Origin of the sequence: Methylobacillus sp., assembly GCF_036844465.1 — a bacterium.
Lineage (GTDB): Bacteria > Pseudomonadota > Gammaproteobacteria > Burkholderiales > Methylophilaceae > Methylobacillus.
In genome coordinates this window covers 1-19384 of record NZ_DAIUFW010000015.1, presented here as the reverse complement: position 1 = coordinate 19384, position 19384 = coordinate 1, and the positions used below count along the sequence as shown (strand labels likewise).

The window sequence follows — 19384 nt, the reverse complement described above, 5'->3', positions numbered from 1 at the left end:
GCGGATGCCTATCCGTTAACTCAAACCCCGTTTACACAAAATTCGGGACACCCTCTGCCGATCGCCTGTGGGTTCTCGGCGCAACAACCGAAATCAATACCCAGCTCGCAAAGGCTATTGAAGAAGACGGTGATAAACATGCTATCTCTACGCTTATTCTAGATTGGACCGTTGTCCCACTGCCGCTTCTTGCCGTCGCAGTGATTGCTGCTGGTAATACAGCCATAGACTTTTTAGTCAATAATTCTGAGGCAAAAACGTGTCGCTTTAAAGATCTGAAAGCGGCATTCTCATCTATCTCCAGTCATCCAGAATTTGAAAATCTCCTCCTACGCCTCAAGTCGAACTTGAATGTTTCTAAATTGGCTTTGAAGCGAGCCATCGATTTGAACACTGAGTGGCGACAGCAAACATTTGACTCCATTCGTTACGCCAGGGAGCGCCTCGGGCAAGGGCTCGCAGTTCTGCAGGAGAAGACCTTCCCGCCAATGCGCAATGATCTGCGTGAACGCATCTTAAATGAACTTAAAATAGGCAAAGAAATTGTCTTATTAGGAGATGAGGGACATGGAAAATCATGGCTTTCCGCTCAATTGTGCTGCGACGCAGCTGGCTTTGGTCTATTCATTAGCGCGGAGAAGCTTGAAGATGTGCCTGTCGACAACCTTGATGATTTCTTGATCGATCTTCTTATCAAGCAAACAGGCGAGGTAGCCCACGATACAATTAGGCTCAGGTGGAGGCACCGTCTGGAGGCCTGGAAAACCGCACCGCCGCTTGCTCCTTTGCTAGTCGTCGTTGATGGTCTAAATCAGCGGCAAAATCTCCGTTGGGACCGACTACTTAACGGCATCCAGTCCCGATTGGCGGAAATCGGAGGTCTGATGGTCGTGACCGTCAGACCACACTATTGGCAAAAAGAAATAGTCCGTGGTTTAGCCTTCACTCCAAAAATTATCGAGATTCCGGAATGGTTGCCCGCAGAGCGCGACGAACTTTTGAAGCACTATGGAATTTCTCTTGACTGGCTTGATCAGAAAACTCTGCAAACACTCAAGAATCCGAGATTGCTCGCCGTCGCAGTAGCAACTCTTTCGCATCGGGAGTCAATCACATGGAAGGGATTAACCACAGACAGATTGTTAATGGAGCACCTTCGTGCGTCGCAGCGTGAGAACTACGAGGACGAATCCTTTGCAAGCTTGACCAAACGCCTTAGCGAGCACGCAACAAAGGTATTGGAGAGAGTGAAGGAATCTTCGAGCGAACCACCTCAAAATTTTCAGACTAATTCCACTGCCGTGATCGAGACCCGTTTTTTTCGACCACTCACAGGGCCGAGTGATCTCTATGAACTACGTAATGAGGGCTTGACTCTCGCTCTGGGATTCACGCTAGTCGATCAGCTATGGCGAACGCATTTAGTAAAGCATGATTTGGCAGTCCGGGTTACTCAACTCGTCGAACCCATAAATGCGATGGACCGAACTGCCGATGTCATTTTTGCATCTCTACTGATCTGCGCTCTTGACGATATCCGCTTCGATGCAGCTATTTTTTCAGCTCTGTTGGATGCTTTTGCAAACCTCCAAAACGTCAATGATCAACGCTTCGAGGAGTTTGTCGAGATCGTCAAGCATCGGCCAGAAGCACTTTTCGATGTTCTCAAGACTCTTTGTCTCGAAACAGGACAGCGGATCAATCACGACTGGTTTATCCACGCTGCGCTCATGGTCGCATCAACCGATACGGGATGGCACGCAGCAAAAACAGCCATCCATCATTGGCTTCACTGCTACAACAAAGACCCCATAGCGCAGGTCAACCGCTATTACAAGCAAAGTGATATCAATTATGCAGAACAAATAGAGAAAAGAAAGGCAGAGATCGATGAAGAGTTATCAAATCTCTCTGTGTTTGAAAAAAAATTACTGAGACAGATGACCGAAGTGTCGAGTGAGCTTGATGAGTTGTTTGCACTGGCTCTTCGCTTGCTCGCAGATCGCTCTCTAGTGGACTTCGCCAATGCATTTGTTGCGATGGGTTTGGCGTTCACATTGGACAAGAATGTTCACTCTGCAAGAAAAGCATTTCAGCAACTTACGACCTTTAATCGAGTGGATCGCGTCGCAACTGCAAGCGCTTTTCGAAGAGCAATTGAACCACTTCGCACGAAGGCCACCTCACGAGGCGGCCAGTGGACCGTCGTTCGAATGCTCTACGCTAGCGGCGAGGAAGGTGACGCTGTGGAAGCCAGCACGCTTGCTAAGGGGTTGCGAAAGGATTCATATCACTTCGAACCACCATCACCAGTCAAATGGCGCCAGGTCAAAGTGGCAAACCCTGACGCCACACGACCGATAGACATGGATGAAGGTTTGCAACAGTTTAGCGTTCTCGATCTCGACAAGATTTTGCAATCAATGGGCCTTGGAAGGGAAGACTATGACTTCAGAGATTTTCTACTGGTTGCCTGCCGATTTGAGCATGTGGCCGCTGTTCGGAAAACTCGAAGCATACTTGGAGGTCTGCTTACGAGAGAAGGATTTCCTTTGCGGCAGGTCATTTTGAACTGCGAGGACCACCTCCCGTTGGTCGATCCTGAGCTGGCGAAGAACTTGATTAAGCGAATTGTGGAGAGCAATGCCTTTGAGACATTGCCTAAACAAGATCAATTGATTTGCCGAATGTTCGCATTCTATTACACAGCAGGACAGATTTCGGCAAGTGAACAGCTCAGGTGCATGACAGATAAGAACCTCGGACCAGACTACCTGCTTTCCGTCATCCCGAGCCTCAAGCCACAGGCGGCCAAAGAAATAATAGCGGCAGTTTGGAAAGCACTTCAAAGAAACGATGAGGACGCAGCATATGGTGCTCTTCTGGCTGCACTTTACGGGCAAACGCAAATCAATCGCGAACTCGAAGAGCTAATACTCAAGTGCTCTAAAGGAAAGGCTTCTAAGTTGCGCTCTATTGCCTATGAGTTATCGATGCTAAAAGGTTTGAATAGTGTTCGACAAGCACACGCGCACAGTAGCTGGAACGCGACCTTAGCAGATGAAAAGACCAATGAGTGCTGGTTTGGATCTATGTTGCTGGTTGAAGCATGCGCGCGCGATGAAGTGTCAGTTGGCAACCTTCTGAAACGTATTAGCCAAAAAACGTGGTTTGCATCGGCCGAAAGGCTTGGAATAGCGTTTACCGTGCCTTTGGTGGATTTCTTTGTGCAACAGCTTTGCAGAGGAATTGCTGCTGCGCGGGAGATACAGCCTCCATCTGCAGACTTGAAGTTCTCAAGGGCCGAATCAGTCCCCTTTCCCCTCCTATCCATAGAAGAAACAGATCGAGAAGGCGAGCGTCTTCTCAAGCAGAGGAGCCTGAAGGAGACTCTGGGAACCGATGATGATTTCGACGAGAAACAGCGGAGACTCAATGTGGTGGCAAAGGAGTTCTTCGCGGACCTAGAGGAGTCGGATGCGCGATTTCTGGTTCAAGAATTCACTATCGAAAATCTCCAACGTTTTGTTTCTGAAGCACCAACGCTGTTGAATAAACTGGTCGAGATATTGAATCAAGCAGAAAATGCTCAGTTTATTTGGCTCAAGAACTTGGCTTTTGTAGTGGCGAACCTGATTTCTGCGAAATTCCCTGATCGTGCTGCTGAATTGCTGACGAAAGCTTCAACATCACAGGGTTTCATCACGCAGTCTCTGGGAGATGGCTTAACGCTTGAACATCAAGCAATTTGGGGAAGTAAAGCATCTGAGCCAATAGAGAAAATATGGCATCAGAGGATATTAGATTCTGAAAATGATGCGGTTCTTGCTCTGGAGGTGCTAGCAGCCGAGCGCTTTGGCGCTACTAACTTCATCAAGTCTATGGTTCTACAACTGGCAGCGAGTGAAGATAGACTTGATCAAGCGTACGCAATTACGATTGCGGGCTACTCGATCCAATTTGATGACTTCGCCAAGACAATAAGCAGGCACGATGGTGATAAAGGCATATCTGGCCAAGCAGCTAAGCATGCTTTGACAGAGCATAAGAATGCCATATGGGCACAGCATTGGGTTGAGAGCATGTGGAACGCTCCAACGCCTGAGGAGTTTTGGCGATGCTTAATGATAGCAAAGACTTCGATGGATGCACGCGTGAGTAACAAACCACCAGCGATCAATCGTTGGTCACTCTACGCCCCTGTATTTCGAAGAGCGAGAAAATCGGCAATCCAAGACCGAAACAAGGAGCGACAGAAGAAACTTCTCGGACAGGAAGCGCCTGAATCGATTTTTATTTAAGAGGCAAGAATCGAGTAAATAAGGGCTTAGACCCCAAGGCTCACAACAAATTATGTTCAGCAATAGACGATCCGCTCTTGCCACGATGATGTGATCCAGCGCTACTCGGCTTAGGATTTGGCTAGCAAATTTTTCTCTTGCGACTTCACCCTCAGCTTAGCCCAATATAGGGCTGGCACTACACACAACCAGCTTTATCGACTCGCGCGTCATAGCCACGTACAAGTGCGATGAGTTCATGCCCTCTATATTCAGGATGACAGCCACTTCGGCTTCCAGCCCTTTGAACAGCAATATGCTGCCTACTGCACGCTTGGGCAATGGTCGGCCCAATAACCGACTCTCTTCCCACACACGCCTGGCGGTCTGCGCTATCCGCTCGAATCGTTGATGAAGGGGAATCAATCAAATACTATCACTGGACAGGCACATGCAGAGACACCCGGACAGACAAGCTGCCCGGGCTGAGCACTACTCCTATTTCTGAGAGTAGCGAAACAACTTACGTACCTATTACTACCATTCCCCACAATCTCCCGATCATGGTGTCTTGAGTGTCAGTCTCGCCAAAGACTTCGCTCGTTTACATCATCATTGCCGCCAGGCAAACGATTCAAATCACGCTGTCATCTTTCCCGTATCTTGCGATTGTCCTGTGGGTTTCGGTTAAATCACCCATACAGGACTTCCGTCATCGGACGTCTCGGTACTCAATTCCGCTCCCCCTGTTGCAAGCACGTTTTATGCACATGGTCTTGCGACCATGCGCTTCGGTGCGCCGGATACATCGACTGGTGCCACTCAGCCTCCGTCAACAGGTTCCCGTGTTAGCCAGTTGCTACTACGCCGTGATACGCCATCGTCTCATCTAGTCAGTGTGCGGGTGCCCCGCTTTCATTGCAGATTTCAGCTGGGAGAGATTCCAAAGTCCCTAACTTAACACTTGACCGATTTCCAACTTTAACCACCGTGGGACTGTTGCCCAGGCAATGGCTTACCACGACTCCACATTGCACCTCCCCACCTTCGTTGCCGAAGATTCCGGTGCTTTGACCGCTTAAGCTATTCGCCGACCTGCAGAGCTTGCGCCCCACAGTGCCATGCATCCAAGACTTCTCCCGATGCACTTATGTCATCACTGACATACTGACGCCTTCGGCTGTGGCAATGGTTGTACCGTTTCCAGCACCCCCATGGCAGGACTGGTGACCTGCTTTCACTTCTGGCAGGGTGATCTCAGTTACCTGAGGACCCGTGTCCACGTCGCCCAATCTCGATCAAAGTCGATTGGGTCGAATCGGGGGTGGATAGCCCCCGAAGCGCCCGTTGCAGCCGGACGAGCTCTATTAAGAGCATCCGGCTACGGCGTGGAACAATACGGTATGGCATACCGTATTGCTTGAACCTTGATCATGTCGGGGATGCGTTGGCGCACATCCCCGACCAGCTTGGCTGGCGGTGGAGATGGCGCACATGGATTCCCGATGCAAACAGTGTTCATTGCTGAGTTCCTACTGCTATATAGATACCACTTCGACTGAAATCGGCATGGCGAGGTAATTTTTTACCGGAGGTTCGCCGATGGGAGATGGTGATCGGGGCGTGCGCCATGTGCCCGATGGCTGTCCACGGCGGACATCCATCGGGAGTTTGGTATCTGTGGTATGGAATCTCTAGTAGTGTGCTTCGCACGCTTTAACACCACATATAAACATCAATCAGTGAGCCTCTGATTGATGCCAGGTCTTTGTGACGTTGTCTGTTCTATTTCCATGCGGTGGCTATACGGTATATCCAGTTGCCATTCAGGAGCCGTCAATGCCATATCATGAACCACTTTCCATTCCTTATGCCCGCATTCCAGTGAACAAAGCCCAGACCATGCGTTATCTGATGGAGATGATGCATAAGGGATATCGCTACTGGATCAGTGGGCTGATCCCGATCGAGAAGGCGGCAGCCTTAGCGCGGAAGTTCAAGGAGCGCTATCAGTGTGATGTCAGTAATAGCACCCGTTGGCGCAACAAGAAACAAGGCAAGGCGAATACGGTGTTGATCATGTATCCGCAAGTGCCAGGGCAGGATCAGCCGATCACGCATGTGCTGTGGTGGCTGTTGATTACGCCGGGAACGGGCAAGGTCTTCGAGGAGGAACATACCGCTATCGAGGATGCGCATGACAAGCATGGGAGGTTGCGTTGGCAACAGCAGTTTGTATTGGTACATCGACAACGGCCGAGGGCGCATGGGGGACAGTGGCATGTCACCTGGGAGATTCAGAAGCCGTACTATGCACACTTGTATGAACGCATCACGGGATTGGCCTCAGGACGGATACCCAAAACCCGCATTCATGCGACCCGTGCGGAACAACTGGAAGCCGAAATCGCCGATATGCTGCGCATGCCGGGGTTCAATGGGGTGAGGTTGCAGGAGATGAGCATCCTCAAGGAAGTGAGAAAGCTGTGGCATCAACACTACAAGGATGCACCGATGAATTGGCCGGAGCATATCCCTTATGTGGATAAGGCGCATAAGGTATTTAGACCCACATTAAGTACAGAATCATTGGCTGATACATGGACTTAGCTATTCAAAACACGCTCATGGTGATCAAACTGCCATCAATCAAAATCACATTGATGACAGATTGATATTATTTTGTTAAAAACAAAAACCCTGAAAACCCTTATACCCCAAGGAATTTCAGGGTTCCCATGCATTATTTTGATTGTTTCCGGCTAAATTACTCAAAGTGAGTCAGTCACCGTCCACGCATCCCCAAGACCGTGTCTATAGAGCACAAAAACGGCCAGGATAGGAACAAAATCAAGTTCTCGCACCCAGCAACGCAGGCAGGCAATCAGCGCATAGTCCACCTGGGACAAGTCCTATCTACCCATTATGTCAGCGGCATTAGCAATTATATGCAAATCCTTGCAACCCAAAGATTTCCAGGGAGTCAGGTTGACTCATGAGCAGTAAGAAGATCATTCTTTCTTCCTGTCCTGCCCCACCACTGCCTGATTGACTTGCTCATTCCTGGCAGGTGGGTGTTCGAGTAGTTCAAGCAGCCTGATGAATTCCTTGCGCTTCTGGGCGAATGCGATTTCGCGTTCGATGACCTTTTCCGCTTTTTCCTGGGCGGCCTGAGCGAGAAATTGGTTGATGCTGATCCCCAGTTTCAAGTTTTTCCTGGACATGGGCATTGACGCGGGGCCTGATGCGTTTGCTTGGTGAGGCGGACATGGGGTCTCCTGATGGGGCAAAGGTGTGACTGTGGTCATGAGATGATACATCCGACGGTAACGCTGTTGTCGAAACAGGGCGAATCTACACGGCTTCTGTGAACAGCACAGGATTTACCCCACTTCAGCTATCCTGCGTCAACAAAGCCAGCAGCTTGTCATGCACAAACAGCTTCTCCCGCCCGATCTGTCTTTCCGTCAATACGCCTATCTCGGGGCTGGCGAGTTGCTTGAGGTAGAGGGAGGCGGTTTGACGCTGGGCGATGTGGTGTTCGACCAGGGTGCCGATGCGGCAGCAGGGGTGTTCGAAGAGGAGTGGCACCAGGGCTGGGCTGTAGAGGTGCGGGAGTTGGGTCCGGATGTGCTGGTCGGTGGTGGTGATGAGGGCGCGGAGTGTGGTGATTTTGCTGCAGGTCCAGTGTGCGGTTTGGGTGATGCCGTCGAGGATGAAGACTATCCAGTCTTGCCAGTGGTCGGTGGCGGTGACGTGGTTGAGCAGGCGGTAGTAGTGGTCCTGGTGCTGGAGGATGTAGCGGCTGAGGCAGAGGATGGGGAGGGTCAGTAGTCCTTGGTCCACGAGGTAGAGGAGGTTGAGGATGCGGCCAGTGCGGCCGTTGCCGTCATGGAAGGGGTGGATGGCTTCGAATTGATAGTGGCTGATGGCGAGTTTGATCAGGGGGTCAATGTCGTCTTGGCGGTGGAGGTATTGTTCCCAGTTGCCCAGCAGGTCGCGAATGATGGGTTCGCCTGCAGGCGGGGTGTAGACGATCTCTCCGGTGAGTTGATTCTTGATGTTGGTGCCGGGGACTTTGCGGATGTCCATGAGGGTGCCCTTGAGCTGGCTGCAGAGGTCAACGGCGGTGTTGCTGCATAGGGGGCGTTGCTGGAGCTGAAGGTATCCCTGCTGCAATGCCGTGCGGTAGCGCAGGACGTCCTGGGTGGCCTGGTCTGCGCCTTGCTCATCGTGCGCATGTTGAAACAGTCGGTCTACCGTGGTGTGGATGTTTTCTATGGCGGAGCTGTCCTTGGCTTCCAGCATGGAGAAGAGATGAAGGAGGAGCGTCTGATGGGGCATGTCGTCCCCTGCCTGCTTCAGTGCTGCCAATGCCGCCCGTGCCTGGATGCAGGCTTTGAGGATGGGCCGGGTTTCGATCTGCTCTTGCGCTGGTGGCAACAGGGGCATGTGGTTGTAGGGCTGTGCAGGGTGCCAGGGCATGAGAGGGCTTTCGGGATGGTCAATCAGGGCATGGGGGTTCTACATATTCACGGAATGTGTCGATTATTTCCCATGTTTTGTACATGTTACCGCTTTATAGGGTTGGGCACCATGGGGAGTCAGGCCTTCACCTGACACCCCTACCCATCTATTGGCGAGAGCAGCATGTCTGTGCTAACGGACTTTCGGCTTACAAAGCCGTACATTTGCTCGCTTTTATAGGTTCTTAAGGCTTGATAATCACCCAGCCTTCCGAAGCCCGGATCACCAATTCACCATTGGCTGTGGGAACATAACCCAGGAAATCATGAAGCTGGCTTTTATCAAGACGGCGCTCTTTCAATGAGTTTTCACATTGGGCTACTATCACTCCCATTGAAACCAATTCCCTCAGTGCATCACCATAATCACTCGTCTTGAGCATCGCATCAGTTCCACCTGCAAATGCAATTAACTCCACTTGCAACTTGTCTTTCAACCTGGGGTCGTTCATCAAGTTCTTTATGTTTCTGATAGCCTTTCTGATAATGTCGGGATTGTTGCTATCAAGCTGATAAATTGCCTTGTAGCTATCTTTGTCAACCTCTGCGCCGGAGTAGGAACGGTTCTTATCCAATAAAGCATTATCTGCCATCGCATATTGAGGACATATCATGGTCAACAAGAAAAAAATTAGAAATTTATTCATCATCCACTTGCTCCAACACTACAAATTACCAAGTCTGTATTCATGAAGTACCTAAGTTTTCCGCAAGGTTTCCTGCATACGAATCAGAGATACCACCCCTGAAAGGGCAGTAATACCCGCGATGATCAATATGGCCACCTTCAGCCCGAACAGATCTGCCGCAACGCCTGTTATCAATGCGCCCACGGCATAGCCCAGATCTCGCCATAGGCGGTAGACACCGATAGAAGACGCCCGCCATGACGGGTGAGCCACATCTCCAATCGCGGCAAGAAGAGTGGGATAAACCATCGCAGTTCCCCCCCCCAGCAAGACACTTCCGAACATAAACCCTGGAAATGCCGTTGATAGGGCAATTATGACAATACCAAGCGCTTGCACCCACATCCCTCCGACAATAAACCATTTGCGACCGAAATAATCGGATAATATTCCGGTAAATATTTGCGTCACACCCCATACGCCGGGATAAATGGCGACCAATCCTCCTATTTCCTTCAGGTTCAGATTCGCTGCGGCAAACACAATAGGAAATAATCCCCATGCCATCCCGTCGTTCAGATTATTTACCATGCCAGCCTGGCTAATGGTGGACAGGTTACGATCCTTGAAAGAAGTCCTGCAAAAAACATCCCAGCCACGCGGTTGATCAATCGAGATATCCGGCCGGTGCAAGGTTTCTGCCTCATACTCCGCATGATGCTTGGTTTCACGGATGATTGCCGCGGATAGCAACAGACCTACCCCAACATATGCTATTCCAAGATAGAAGGGGTCTCTCAGGCCATAGCTTGAGGCAACCCATCCCGCTGCCAACGAGCTCAACGCCACCGCAGCATATCCAGCAAACTCATTGAGCCCCATTGCAAGGCCCCGCTGTTTTGATCCGACAAGGTCAACCTTCATAATCACGGTAGTTGACCAAGTAAAGCCCTGGCTGACGCCTAACAGTACATTCGCAAATATTATCCAATCCCAGTCGGGCGCCCAAAGCAAGATGAATGGAACAGGAATTGCCATCAGCCACCCACCGATCAAAACTGGCTTGCGTCCATAACGATCAGATAAATGTCCGGCCCAGTAATTGGTAAACGCCTTCGCAATACCAAAGGAGAGAATAAAGGAAAAAAGAACGACTTTCGAAGTCAGTTGAAAATCATGCTCGGCAACCATCGGAAGGATGCTGCGCTCCAACCCAACCATCGCTCCTACAAAGGCATTGATCAGTATGAGAAAGGAAAATTGTTTTACATTTGACCTTAACCCCAGGGTGATTTGACGAGCGTTAGCCATACAAGTCGCAACTACTATTTCTTAACCAATATCTGGTCTAGGGTCGACTGGACAATTTCCGGCTTTATCCTTCCTATATGGCTATAAACAATATTTCCTTCCCTATCTAGAATGATCGTGTAAGGAAGCACACCTTTGCTGTTACCAAGCGCCCTACTTAGTTTCATTGCTTCAAAATCCGCTGCCAGATTTGTATACCCGACTTTTGTAGTCTTAAGAAACTCCTGTACTTTCTCTACATCATCGGCAGCTATACCAAGAAAAATTACCCCCTGATTCTGATACGTCTTGCTCAGGCTGGAAAGATCCGGCATTTCCTCACGACATGGGCCGCACCAAGTCGCCCAGAAATTGACAACTGCTACATGCCCTTCCAGCCTATGCAACGAGTATGGCTTGTTATATGAATCAATAAATCTTCCTGTATATATAGGATTACTTTTCGCTTTAACATTACCATTTCCTGCAATGGACAAAGTATAGGCAAGCGAGTATATCCCACTGGAAATGACAAGTAGAAAAACCATCACAATGGTTGAACGTTCCATATCATCATCCTCACCAATCAAATGCCATTGATAGGTATTTTTAAATAACTGACGCCATTTTTCTCTGCCTTAGGCATTCTCCCGGCCCTAATATTGAGCTGAATAGAAGGAAGGATCAGTGTTGGAAACGCAAGAGTACGGTCCCGATTAGTTCGCATATACACAAAATCTTCTTCACTGACTGAATCATTCACATGAATGTTATTGGCTTTTTGTTCCGCAACGGTAGAGATAAACTGTGGCTCACGATTTGAAGGAGGATAGTCATGACACATATAGAGTTGAGTATCTGCGGGCAAAGACAAAATTCGCTTGATAGACTTAAAAAGAGCATAGGAATCTCCACCAGGAAAATCACATCGAGCCGTGCCAACATCCGGCATAAATAGGGTATCTCCTACAAAAACCATGTAATCTTCTACAATATAAGCCATATCGGCAGGGGTATGCCCAGGAACATTAATGGCCTTGACTCTGAGGCTGCCAATATTGAATTCTTCCCCATCAGAAAAAAGATGATCAAACTCTTCCCCAGTTGGCGCATCTGTTTTATCAAAATTAAAAACTACGTTAAAAACAGACTGTACTCTCAGAATGTGCTCTCCTATCCCAATGCGACCACCTAGCCTCTGCTTCAAATAAGGAGCTGCTGTGACGTGATCGGCATGAGCATGCGTCTCTAGAATCCACTCCACCTTCAAATTATTTAATTCAATATATTCAATAACTTGATCAGCCATTCTGGTAGAAGTACGACCAGATTTGGCATCGTAATCCAGAACTGCATCCACTATGGCACAGCTATTATTCGATTGATCACTAATAACGTGTGTAATAGTGAAGGTAATATCATCGAAAAATGATTCAACTTTCAGTATCATATAGGTTCCTTTTCTAAATTTATGGTTAGGTCTTACTTTCCTGTTGACCATGAACTACTAGATTGAATGTCTAAATGGATGAGAGAACAATAGAAAAACAATTGACTCCCACCGAAGTTGAGGTGTTAAGAGAATCAGCAACAAAAGCATGCTCATTGCTCAAACTCCTGGCGAACGAAGATCGCTTGATGATCCTTTGCCTTCTTACCCAGGGTGAGAAAAATGTAAAAGATATTCAACTGCTTACCGGTATTCCCCAACCAACACTTTCGCAACAATTGACAATACTTCGTGAAGAAGGCGTTGTTTCCACCACTCGTGACGGCAAATTCATTTTTTACAAATTGATTTGTCATGAAGTCGTACAAGTGATGCAAACAATGTCCAAGCTATACTGCGGTAAAGCGCTTGGCTATGCATAAAACCTAACATCTTATTTATCCGCCAGAGCTTCAAAAGCCTCACAGGCATGCAAGAAATGTTCGCCTGATAATTCCCTCAACAACTGACTATTCTTCAATCGATCCATGACAGGCCCTTTGATTTCGGCAAGGTGCAACTTTTTGGACATACTCCTAATCTGGGCATTCATAGTACATAGCACTTCCAAGGCAGTTGAATCTATGTGATTGATGGCTGCTCCCAACAAAACAATATCTGTCACCTTTGGATGCTTATGCAAAATCGCATGAACAGCATCCTCCACCGCTTGAATATTCCCAAAAAACAAATTTTCATCAATCCTGACAAATACAATATTGGGTACAGTTTCAACTTGATATCGCTCTATATTCCTGAAATGTTCTGTTCCTTTCACTCGTCCAACGATAGCAATATGGGGTCGACTTGCATTCCAAAGATATGACAGTACGGACAGTGATACACCAATCAAGATACCTGGCTCAACACCTATAGCAATCACGGATATTGCTGTCCCCAATAATGCAAGAGCATCTGCCTTACTGTACCTCCAAGTATGCTTTACCGTGCTCAAGTCAACCATTCCCAGTACAGCAACAATAATGGTTGCAGAGAGCACAGCATGTGGGAGGTAATAGAAAGAGCTTGTGAAACCTACCAAAACTATCATCATCAAAATAGCTGAAAAAACCCCTGCCAAAGGAGTGTTGGCGCCCGCATCAAAATTCACCACTGAGCGCGAAAAACCACCTACCACAACATATCCCCCAGAAATTGCACTAGCCACATTTGCTGCCCCTATTCCAAGCAACTCCTTATTAGGTCTGATTTTCTGTTGTCTTCGTAGTGCCAATGCCTGAGCTACTGAAACACTTTCAATAAAACCAACGATAAAAATTAATAATGCAGGCATCAATAATGACTTGCTCTGTTCAATATTTGGCAACTTATAATTCAACAATGGAAGTCCATCCGGAATACTTCCCACAATCTTGACTCCTAGTTGCTCAGACCAATTAAAATGTGATACCAGAAACGTCGAAACTATTACCACAACCATGGGGGCTAGTTTTGTCAACAGATTTGCTTGTATCTCTGGAATACCAACTTTCTTGAATAAAGTAGCAAGGCTGCTGCGTGCAAAATATAAAAAACCAATTGCAGCCATACCTATATAAACTGTAGGTAAATTGATATTTTCCCTGGAACTAACCAACATAACCAAAGTGCCAAATACAGTATCACTGGGAACACTGACTCCCAATATCCCTTTTAACTGCCCCACTGCAATTAATACTGCTGATCCTGTAATAAAACCATTGATAACGGGATGACTCAGCAAGTGCGACAGGAATCCCAAGCGGAATACTCCACATAACAAATAAATTACCCCAGTGAACATAGCAAGTTGTATTGCTAGAAATGTATATTCTGGAGAACCAGGAGACGCTAATGGAGCTAGAGAAGTAGCAGTCATCAGAGAGGCCACTGCAACAGGACCAACTGCCAATGTCATGCTTGTGCCAAAAATGGCATATGCGATGAGCGGAAAAATACTGGCATATAAGCCAACTTGTGGAGGTAATCCTGCAAGAAGAGCATAAGCCAAACTCTGAGGTATCAGCATAATCGTTACGATTATTCCCGCCGAAGCATCTCCTTGCAGAAAGCCTCTTCTATAAGATAGAAGCCATTCAGGAGCCCAGTTTCTGAACCTATGAATCTTATACTTCTTCTCTACATTAATATTCTTCATTGAATAACAGAACTTCTTACCATTAATATTAATACATTATATTAAAAAATATATTATCTGATACAGCATATTTTATAAAAAACCCATAATTTATTTATCTTGATAATAATGCGCCATTTTTGACACAAATATTAATTTATACCAAATATCATATGACATAAATTGTAGGGATTAAGTCACAATTTAAAAAAGGTTATTTTGCCAAAATTAACTAAATCAACCTATTAATCATTAACTTGCAAATAATGGCAAAATACTTGCTTTGATGAAAGTTAAAATAAATTTATATCATCAAAGATAAGAGGGGTATATATGACAAAGTCCAGCTCAAATTTGGTCAGTAATCAAAAGTTTGACATTGTAGTGGTTGGCGGCGGATCTGCCGGAATCAGTGTTACTGCAAGTTTATTGAAACGAGATTCAAATTTACGTATCGGAATTATTGAACCTGGTGAATTCCACTATTACCAACCTGCATGGACATTGGTCGGAAGCGGGGATTTTGATATAAAAAAAACAAGAAGGCCAATGCAAGATGTGATTCCATCATTTGCCACTTGGATCAAAAGTCGTGTCTCCTCGTTAATTCCAAGCCAAAATGCAGTAGAACTATCAGACGGGGAAAAAATTTACTACGATCAGTTAATCGTTTGCCCCGGACTTAGATTAGCTTGGGAAAAAATCGAAGGACTAGAGGCAACATTGGGGAAAAATGGCGTCACCTCCAATTACGCCTATGACTTTGCCCCTTATACAAAAGAATTGATTTCCAAACTCAAAAATGGAAAAGCAATTTTCACTCAACCTCCCATGCCAATCAAATGCGCAGGCGCACCTCAAAAAGCCATGTATTTATCTTGCGATTATTGGCTACGCCACCATACCCTTAAGTCTATAAATGTAGAATTCTATAATGCTGGTGCTGTCTTATTTGGAGTAGCTGAGTTTGTACCACCATTAATGAAATACGTAGAAAAGTATGATGCCAAGCTAAATTTCAATTCAAACCTAGTGAAGATTGATGGCCAAGCAAAAAAAGCATGGTTCGAAGTAAAAGAAGCAGATGGCTCAATAAGAAAAATTGAGCGTGAATTCGATATGATTCATGTAGTACCCCCACAAGTTCCTCATGACTTCGTCGCAAACAGCCCATTGGCAGACCCAAAGGGTTGGTGTTTGGTTGACAATAAAACTCTACAGTCTCCCAACTTTCCCAATGTATTTTCTCTGGGGGACATTACATCGACCCCTAATGCCAAAACAGCGGCAGCCACACGAAAACAAGTGGTAATTGTGGCAAAGAACATTATCTCCCTTCGCAAGAATCAGCCGTTGGAATCCTTTTACGACGGCTATGGTTCATGCCCTCTTACAGTTCAACAGGGTAAAATTGTCTTGGCTGAATTTGGTTATGGTGGCAAGCTACTGCCATCATTTCCATTGGATCCCACAAAGCCCAGGAGGTCTGCCTGGGCGTTAAAAGCATCCATTCTTCCTCGCTTTTATTGGGCTGGCATGCTCAAAGGGACGGAATGGATGACCAGATGCACAGACTCTTAATACATTTAAATAGGCCCCTCAACTGAGGGGCCTATTTAATTACATCGCCCCTTTCACAGATGATTGCGGCATTTCCACTGGTGAAAGGTAATAGGCAGCACGCGCTTCTTGCTCCAGCCTCTTAAGATTATTCCCCGTGAGCGCCTTCATGAAAGCGACCAGCTCCTGCTTCTCGGCAGCGGTTAATCCCAACGGCTTCAGCAATGGATCCAGCAGCGGATTCTCTTCTCCGCCTTTGTCGTAGAACTCGACTACATCTTCCAGCGTTATCAGCGATCCATCGTGCATGTAAGGCGCGGTCAATGCGACATTCCTCAATGTAGGCGTTTTGTATGCCCAGCGGTCGTCGGGGTTTTCCGTGATTTCAAAGCGCCCGACATCGTTGGGGATGTCTTCGCTTGCTTCATCCACCAACGTCAAATCGGCTTCCACGATGATGCCGGGAGCAAGCTGGACCGGCATGGTGTTGTTTTCTTTTTCATAGGGTACGTTGTTGGCATGATAACCAATGCCGGTGTTGTGAAATTTCTGGTCGGTGAAGAGGGTGTTTTTCTCGCCCATGGTGTGGCATACGATGCAGCGGCCCTTACCAGCAAATACTTTCATGCCGTTGATTTCCGCGGCGGTCATGGCCTGTTTGTCCCCACCGTACATGTAGCGGTCGAACCTGGAGTTGCCGGACACCAGGGTGCGCTCGTAGGCGGCGATGGCTTTGGTCAGCCTGTCCAGCGTGGCCTTGCCGCCAAAGGCGGCTTCGAACATGCCGTCATAGTCCGGCAGCTGGCTGACTTTTTCCACTACATAGCCCACGGCGGGATTGCCCATTTCGTTGAATGCGACGATGGGGTCAATGACCTGGTCTTCGAGGATGGGTTCGCGACCGTCGTGAAACAGCCGGTGCATGAAGGCTGCATTGACGACAGTGGGTGCGTTGCGCCGGTGGGAACGGCCTTCGATCCCCACGGACCTGGCCAGTTCATTGACGGTGAAACCTTGCTCGGGCACATGGCACATGGCGCACGAGATGGTGTTGTTGTGGGAAAGCCGGCGGTCCATGAACAGTTTCCTGCCCAGCGCTACTTTTGCCATGGTGAGGGGGTTGTCCTCGGGAATGGCCAGCTCGGGCAAGCCCAGCATGTCTTCGGCTGGCAGCTGGTAGGGGGCGTCGTGGAAAGAGGCAGACCCAGGCTTCCAGCTCCCCATCTTGTAAAACAGGGCACTGAAAAGTGCCCCCAGTATTAATGCCGCCATCACAATCGTGACTAGTCTCAATTGCCTGTTGATTGCCATCTGCCATCCTCCACTAAGGTAAATACACTACTTCTTTCTTGAGCGATCTGCGATTTCCAGTGTATGGATATCGTTCAGCAACACCTCGGGGGATAAATCCAGTGAAGAATAGATTTCCCTCACGAATCCTTCCCGGTCGATCAGGAACATTTTCAGCACATGTTGATATTGCATGGTTTGCTCTCCAGTTTTTGTATCGATGACTATTTCCACATTCTGGCCATAGCTATTAATCAGTGGCATCAAATGGTCAACATCCTGTGTGGTCAGGAAATACCATTTCACACTCGCGTCATCCTTGTTACCCCCACCCATTCGTTGCTCCAACTCAGCCATCATGGCGGGCGTATCCCGTATAGGATCAAAACTTAAGCTCACAAACCGCACATGAGAGGCAAGTTCAGGGTCTTTCTTCAAGTAACTCTTTAACGTATGCATAACGGTCATTGCCAAAGGGCAGCCATTGGCATCCGAGCATGATTCATAGAAAAAAGTGAGCAGGGTGTACTTATCCTTGATGAATTGTTCCAGCGGCACGATATTGCCCTGGCTGTCCAATACCTCGTAGCTGGCAGCTTTTTGAATTCGGTGTAACTCATATGATCCGGCTTCAGGCAAACCAGCGAACTTTTCTGGAAGAAGCTCCACATTCACTTCATGGTCATGATCGTGTCCCATTGAATGATGGTCATGATCCGGCGAATGCTGATGCGCATCTCCTCCTTCATGTGAGTGAAAAAGAATACCTGCCTGTTTTACCGACTGAGGAGATAGGTAGAGATAAAGCAAACAGGCAGATATCAGCAAGGCCAACCCTATCAAGAAAAATTTCACCCATCTATTGCGTAGCATATCGAATCAAAACCTTTCACTGATAGAGTCGGGGCGGAGATGTTTGCTGAGTCACTTGCGAGAAGACCGGCTGCATGTAGTCATACACACAGCACGGCCATCATCAGAGGAAGCTGACCTCACCGATTTGAAGCAACCTTCACATTGCTTTGTGTCGAGGCTTGCAAAGGCTTCAACGTATTCAGGTCGCGCGCCTGGAACTTCATGTGGTGCGCGCGGCCCAGCTTCAGCTTGTAGAAGTCCACCTCAAAGCCAGGCTTCAGTTCCTTGCCATCCCAGTGATACATCTTGAGGAATTGCTCGTCGTCCTTGCCCTTTTTGTCCCAGTTGGCAAGCAGGGAGGTGGTGAAGTACACCCGTTTGCCGTCAAAGCTGGGGGAGACCATGTTGACATGCGAGCCAATCTTTTTGACGTAGGTTTCCTTGGGTTTGAGCGGGTTGGTCATGTCCCAGTAGCGGGTGGTGCCGTCCATCATGGTGTCTATCCACATGCCCTTGCCATCGCCGGTCATGGCAATGTCGACCGGGAGCGGCATTTTGGCGGGGTCGCCGATGGTGCCGATCTCGTGCTGCTGCCATTCGCCCTTGTCATCCTGCATGTAGACATAGGCCTTGGAGGTCAGCGCCGTAGTGGTGACGGCCCAGTTGGCGCCATTGGCGAACGACCAGCGGGCTTCCAGCGGCGCGCCCGGGGTGTTGAAGATCTTGATCGGCTTCATGGCTTTGTAGTCCCACATGACGGTGGTGTTGCCGAATTGCTTCATGGCGTCGGGGTCTTTCACGACCTTGCCGAGGTCGGCCATGTAGTTGTTCCAGCCGGTGAAGGAGGTGGTGAGCATGACGCTTTTCTGCGGGTTGATGGCGGCGTCGTAGCCATAGCCGTCGCCGCCGTTGGTGGTCGGCATCAGTGTGGTGCTGACATAGTCGCCGGCATTGTTGTAGATGGCTATGCCGGTTTGTCCGCCGTGGTCCTTGGCGTTGGACAGGGCGGCGACGATCATGCGGCCGGGCAGGGCGTAGAAGGTGTGGGGGCCGACCAGGCCGGTCTTGGCGACGTAGTCATTGATGGTCTTGACCAGCTTGGGCTTGGCGGGGTCGGTGCCCACGTCGAAGATAAAGATTTTGTTGCTGTCCAGCGCTCCGGCCCACATGTAGCGCCGGTCGTCGGTGAAGCCCATGTGGTGGGCTTCGCCGCGCCCGCCGACGGAGAGGGTGTTGATGACCTTGCCGTAGGTTTTGGAGCTGGGGTTGGTATCCACGGTGACCAGCTTGTCGGATGAGGGTGTCCCGAATTTTGTGTAAACGGGGTTTGAGTTAACGGATAGGCATCC

At 48.3% G+C, this 19384-nt stretch carries 15 protein-coding genes; 4 read left to right on the top strand and 11 right to left on the bottom strand.

The window, feature by feature from the left end:
- Positions 1-200 precede the first annotated feature (200 nt).
- Entirely contained in the window at positions 201-4301 is a 4101-nt protein-coding gene (locus tag V7Z75_RS12945; protein ID WP_334109077.1) for a hypothetical protein, read from the top strand.
- Between the two features lie 156 nt (positions 4302-4457).
- On the opposite strand, the gene V7Z75_RS12940 is transcribed toward V7Z75_RS12945, so the two are convergent.
- Positions 4458-4706, bottom strand: a complete 249-nt coding sequence (locus tag V7Z75_RS12940) for a hypothetical protein (protein WP_334109076.1) — start codon at positions 4704-4706, stop codon at positions 4458-4460.
- 1413 nt (positions 4707-6119) lie between these two features.
- Here V7Z75_RS12940 and V7Z75_RS12935 point away from each other — a divergent pair.
- Positions 6120-6890 (top strand): hypothetical protein, encoded by a 771-nt coding sequence (locus V7Z75_RS12935; protein ID WP_334109075.1) that lies wholly within the window; start codon positions 6120-6122, stop codon positions 6888-6890.
- A 401-nt stretch (positions 6891-7291) separates the two neighbouring features.
- On the opposite strand, the gene V7Z75_RS12930 is transcribed toward V7Z75_RS12935, so the two are convergent.
- The 6 genes from V7Z75_RS12930 to V7Z75_RS12905 all read right to left on the bottom strand — a co-directional run bounded on the left by V7Z75_RS12930 (position 7292) and on the right by V7Z75_RS12905 (position 12175).
- Positions 7292-7489: a type II toxin -antitoxin system TacA 1-like antitoxin gene (locus V7Z75_RS12930; RefSeq protein WP_334109074.1), complete on the bottom strand. Its 198-nt coding sequence runs from the start codon at positions 7487-7489 to the stop codon at positions 7292-7294.
- Between the two features lie 184 nt (positions 7490-7673).
- Entirely contained in the window at positions 7674-8765 is a 1092-nt protein-coding gene (fic, locus tag V7Z75_RS12925) for a protein adenylyltransferase Fic (protein WP_334109073.1), read from the bottom strand.
- Positions 8766-8991: 226 nt separating this feature from the next.
- Positions 8992-9456 carry a DsrE family protein gene (locus tag V7Z75_RS12920; RefSeq protein ID WP_334109072.1) on the bottom strand — a complete coding sequence of 155 codons (465 nt, stop codon included), beginning with the start codon at positions 9454-9456 and terminating at the stop codon, positions 8992-8994.
- Between the two features lie 48 nt (positions 9457-9504).
- Entirely contained in the window at positions 9505-10746 is a 1242-nt protein-coding gene (locus tag V7Z75_RS12915; protein WP_334109071.1) for an MFS transporter, read from the bottom strand.
- A gap of 14 nt (positions 10747-10760) precedes the next feature.
- Positions 10761-11294, bottom strand: a complete 534-nt coding sequence (locus V7Z75_RS12910) for a TlpA family protein disulfide reductase (RefSeq protein WP_334109070.1) — start codon at positions 11292-11294, stop codon at positions 10761-10763.
- A gap of 17 nt (positions 11295-11311) precedes the next feature.
- Positions 11312-12175, bottom strand: coding sequence for an MBL fold metallo-hydrolase (locus V7Z75_RS12905; RefSeq protein WP_334109069.1), 864 nt, complete (start codon positions 12173-12175; stop codon positions 11312-11314).
- A gap of 74 nt (positions 12176-12249) precedes the next feature.
- Between V7Z75_RS12905 and V7Z75_RS12900 the strand changes: the two genes are divergently transcribed.
- On the top strand, positions 12250-12597 hold the full coding sequence (locus V7Z75_RS12900) for an ArsR/SmtB family transcription factor (RefSeq protein WP_442919918.1): 348 nt from the start codon (positions 12250-12252) through the stop codon (positions 12595-12597).
- Between the two features lie 11 nt (positions 12598-12608).
- Here the strand turns inward: V7Z75_RS12900 and V7Z75_RS12895 are convergent, their stop codons facing one another.
- Complete coding sequence (locus tag V7Z75_RS12895) at positions 12609-14351, bottom strand: SulP family inorganic anion transporter (protein WP_334109068.1); 1743 nt, start codon at positions 14349-14351, stop codon at positions 12609-12611.
- A gap of 312 nt (positions 14352-14663) precedes the next feature.
- Between V7Z75_RS12895 and V7Z75_RS12890 the strand changes: the two genes are divergently transcribed.
- On the top strand, positions 14664-15911 hold the full coding sequence (locus V7Z75_RS12890) for an NAD(P)/FAD-dependent oxidoreductase (RefSeq protein ID WP_334109067.1): 1248 nt from the start codon (positions 14664-14666) through the stop codon (positions 15909-15911).
- A 39-nt stretch (positions 15912-15950) separates the two neighbouring features.
- Here the strand turns inward: V7Z75_RS12890 and V7Z75_RS12885 are convergent, their stop codons facing one another.
- The 3 genes from V7Z75_RS12885 to V7Z75_RS12875 form a co-directional block, all read right to left on the bottom strand.
- Complete coding sequence (locus V7Z75_RS12885) at positions 15951-17201, bottom strand: cytochrome-c peroxidase (protein ID WP_334109066.1); 1251 nt, start codon at positions 17199-17201, stop codon at positions 15951-15953.
- 27 nt (positions 17202-17228) lie between these two features.
- Positions 17229-18035 (bottom strand): SCO family protein, encoded by an 807-nt coding sequence (locus tag V7Z75_RS12880; RefSeq protein ID WP_334109065.1) that lies wholly within the window; start codon positions 18033-18035, stop codon positions 17229-17231.
- 137 nt (positions 18036-18172) lie between these two features.
- The coding region (locus tag V7Z75_RS12875) for a selenium-binding protein SBP56-related protein (RefSeq protein ID WP_334109064.1) at positions 18173-19384 on the bottom strand (1212 nt) is incomplete at its 5' end.

Excerpts from the sequence above, each read along its gene's own strand:
- V7Z75_RS12935 (WP_334109075.1), top strand. The coding sequence starts at position 6,120 with ATGCCATATCATGAACCACTTTCCATTCCTTATGCCCGCATTCCAGTG.
- fic (WP_334109073.1), bottom strand. The coding sequence starts at position 8,765 with ATGCCCTGGCACCCTGCACAGCCCTACAACCACATGCCCCTGTTGCCA.
- V7Z75_RS12920 (WP_334109072.1), bottom strand. The coding sequence starts at position 9,456 with ATGATGAATAAATTTCTAATTTTTTTCTTGTTGACCATGATATGTCCT.
- V7Z75_RS12915 (WP_334109071.1), bottom strand. The coding sequence starts at position 10,746 with ATGGCTAACGCTCGTCAAATCACCCTGGGGTTAAGGTCAAATGTAAAA.
- V7Z75_RS12910 (WP_334109070.1), bottom strand. The coding sequence starts at position 11,294 with ATGGAACGTTCAACCATTGTGATGGTTTTTCTACTTGTCATTTCCAGT.
- V7Z75_RS12905 (WP_334109069.1), bottom strand. The coding sequence starts at position 12,175 with ATGATACTGAAAGTTGAATCATTTTTCGATGATATTACCTTCACTATT.
- V7Z75_RS12900 (WP_442919918.1), top strand. The coding sequence starts at position 12,250 with ATGGATGAGAGAACAATAGAAAAACAATTGACTCCCACCGAAGTTGAG.
- V7Z75_RS12895 (WP_334109068.1), bottom strand. The coding sequence starts at position 14,351 with ATGAAGAATATTAATGTAGAGAAGAAGTATAAGATTCATAGGTTCAGA.
- V7Z75_RS12890 (WP_334109067.1), top strand. The coding sequence starts at position 14,664 with ATGACAAAGTCCAGCTCAAATTTGGTCAGTAATCAAAAGTTTGACATT.
- V7Z75_RS12885 (WP_334109066.1), bottom strand. The coding sequence starts at position 17,201 with ATGGCAATCAACAGGCAATTGAGACTAGTCACGATTGTGATGGCGGCA.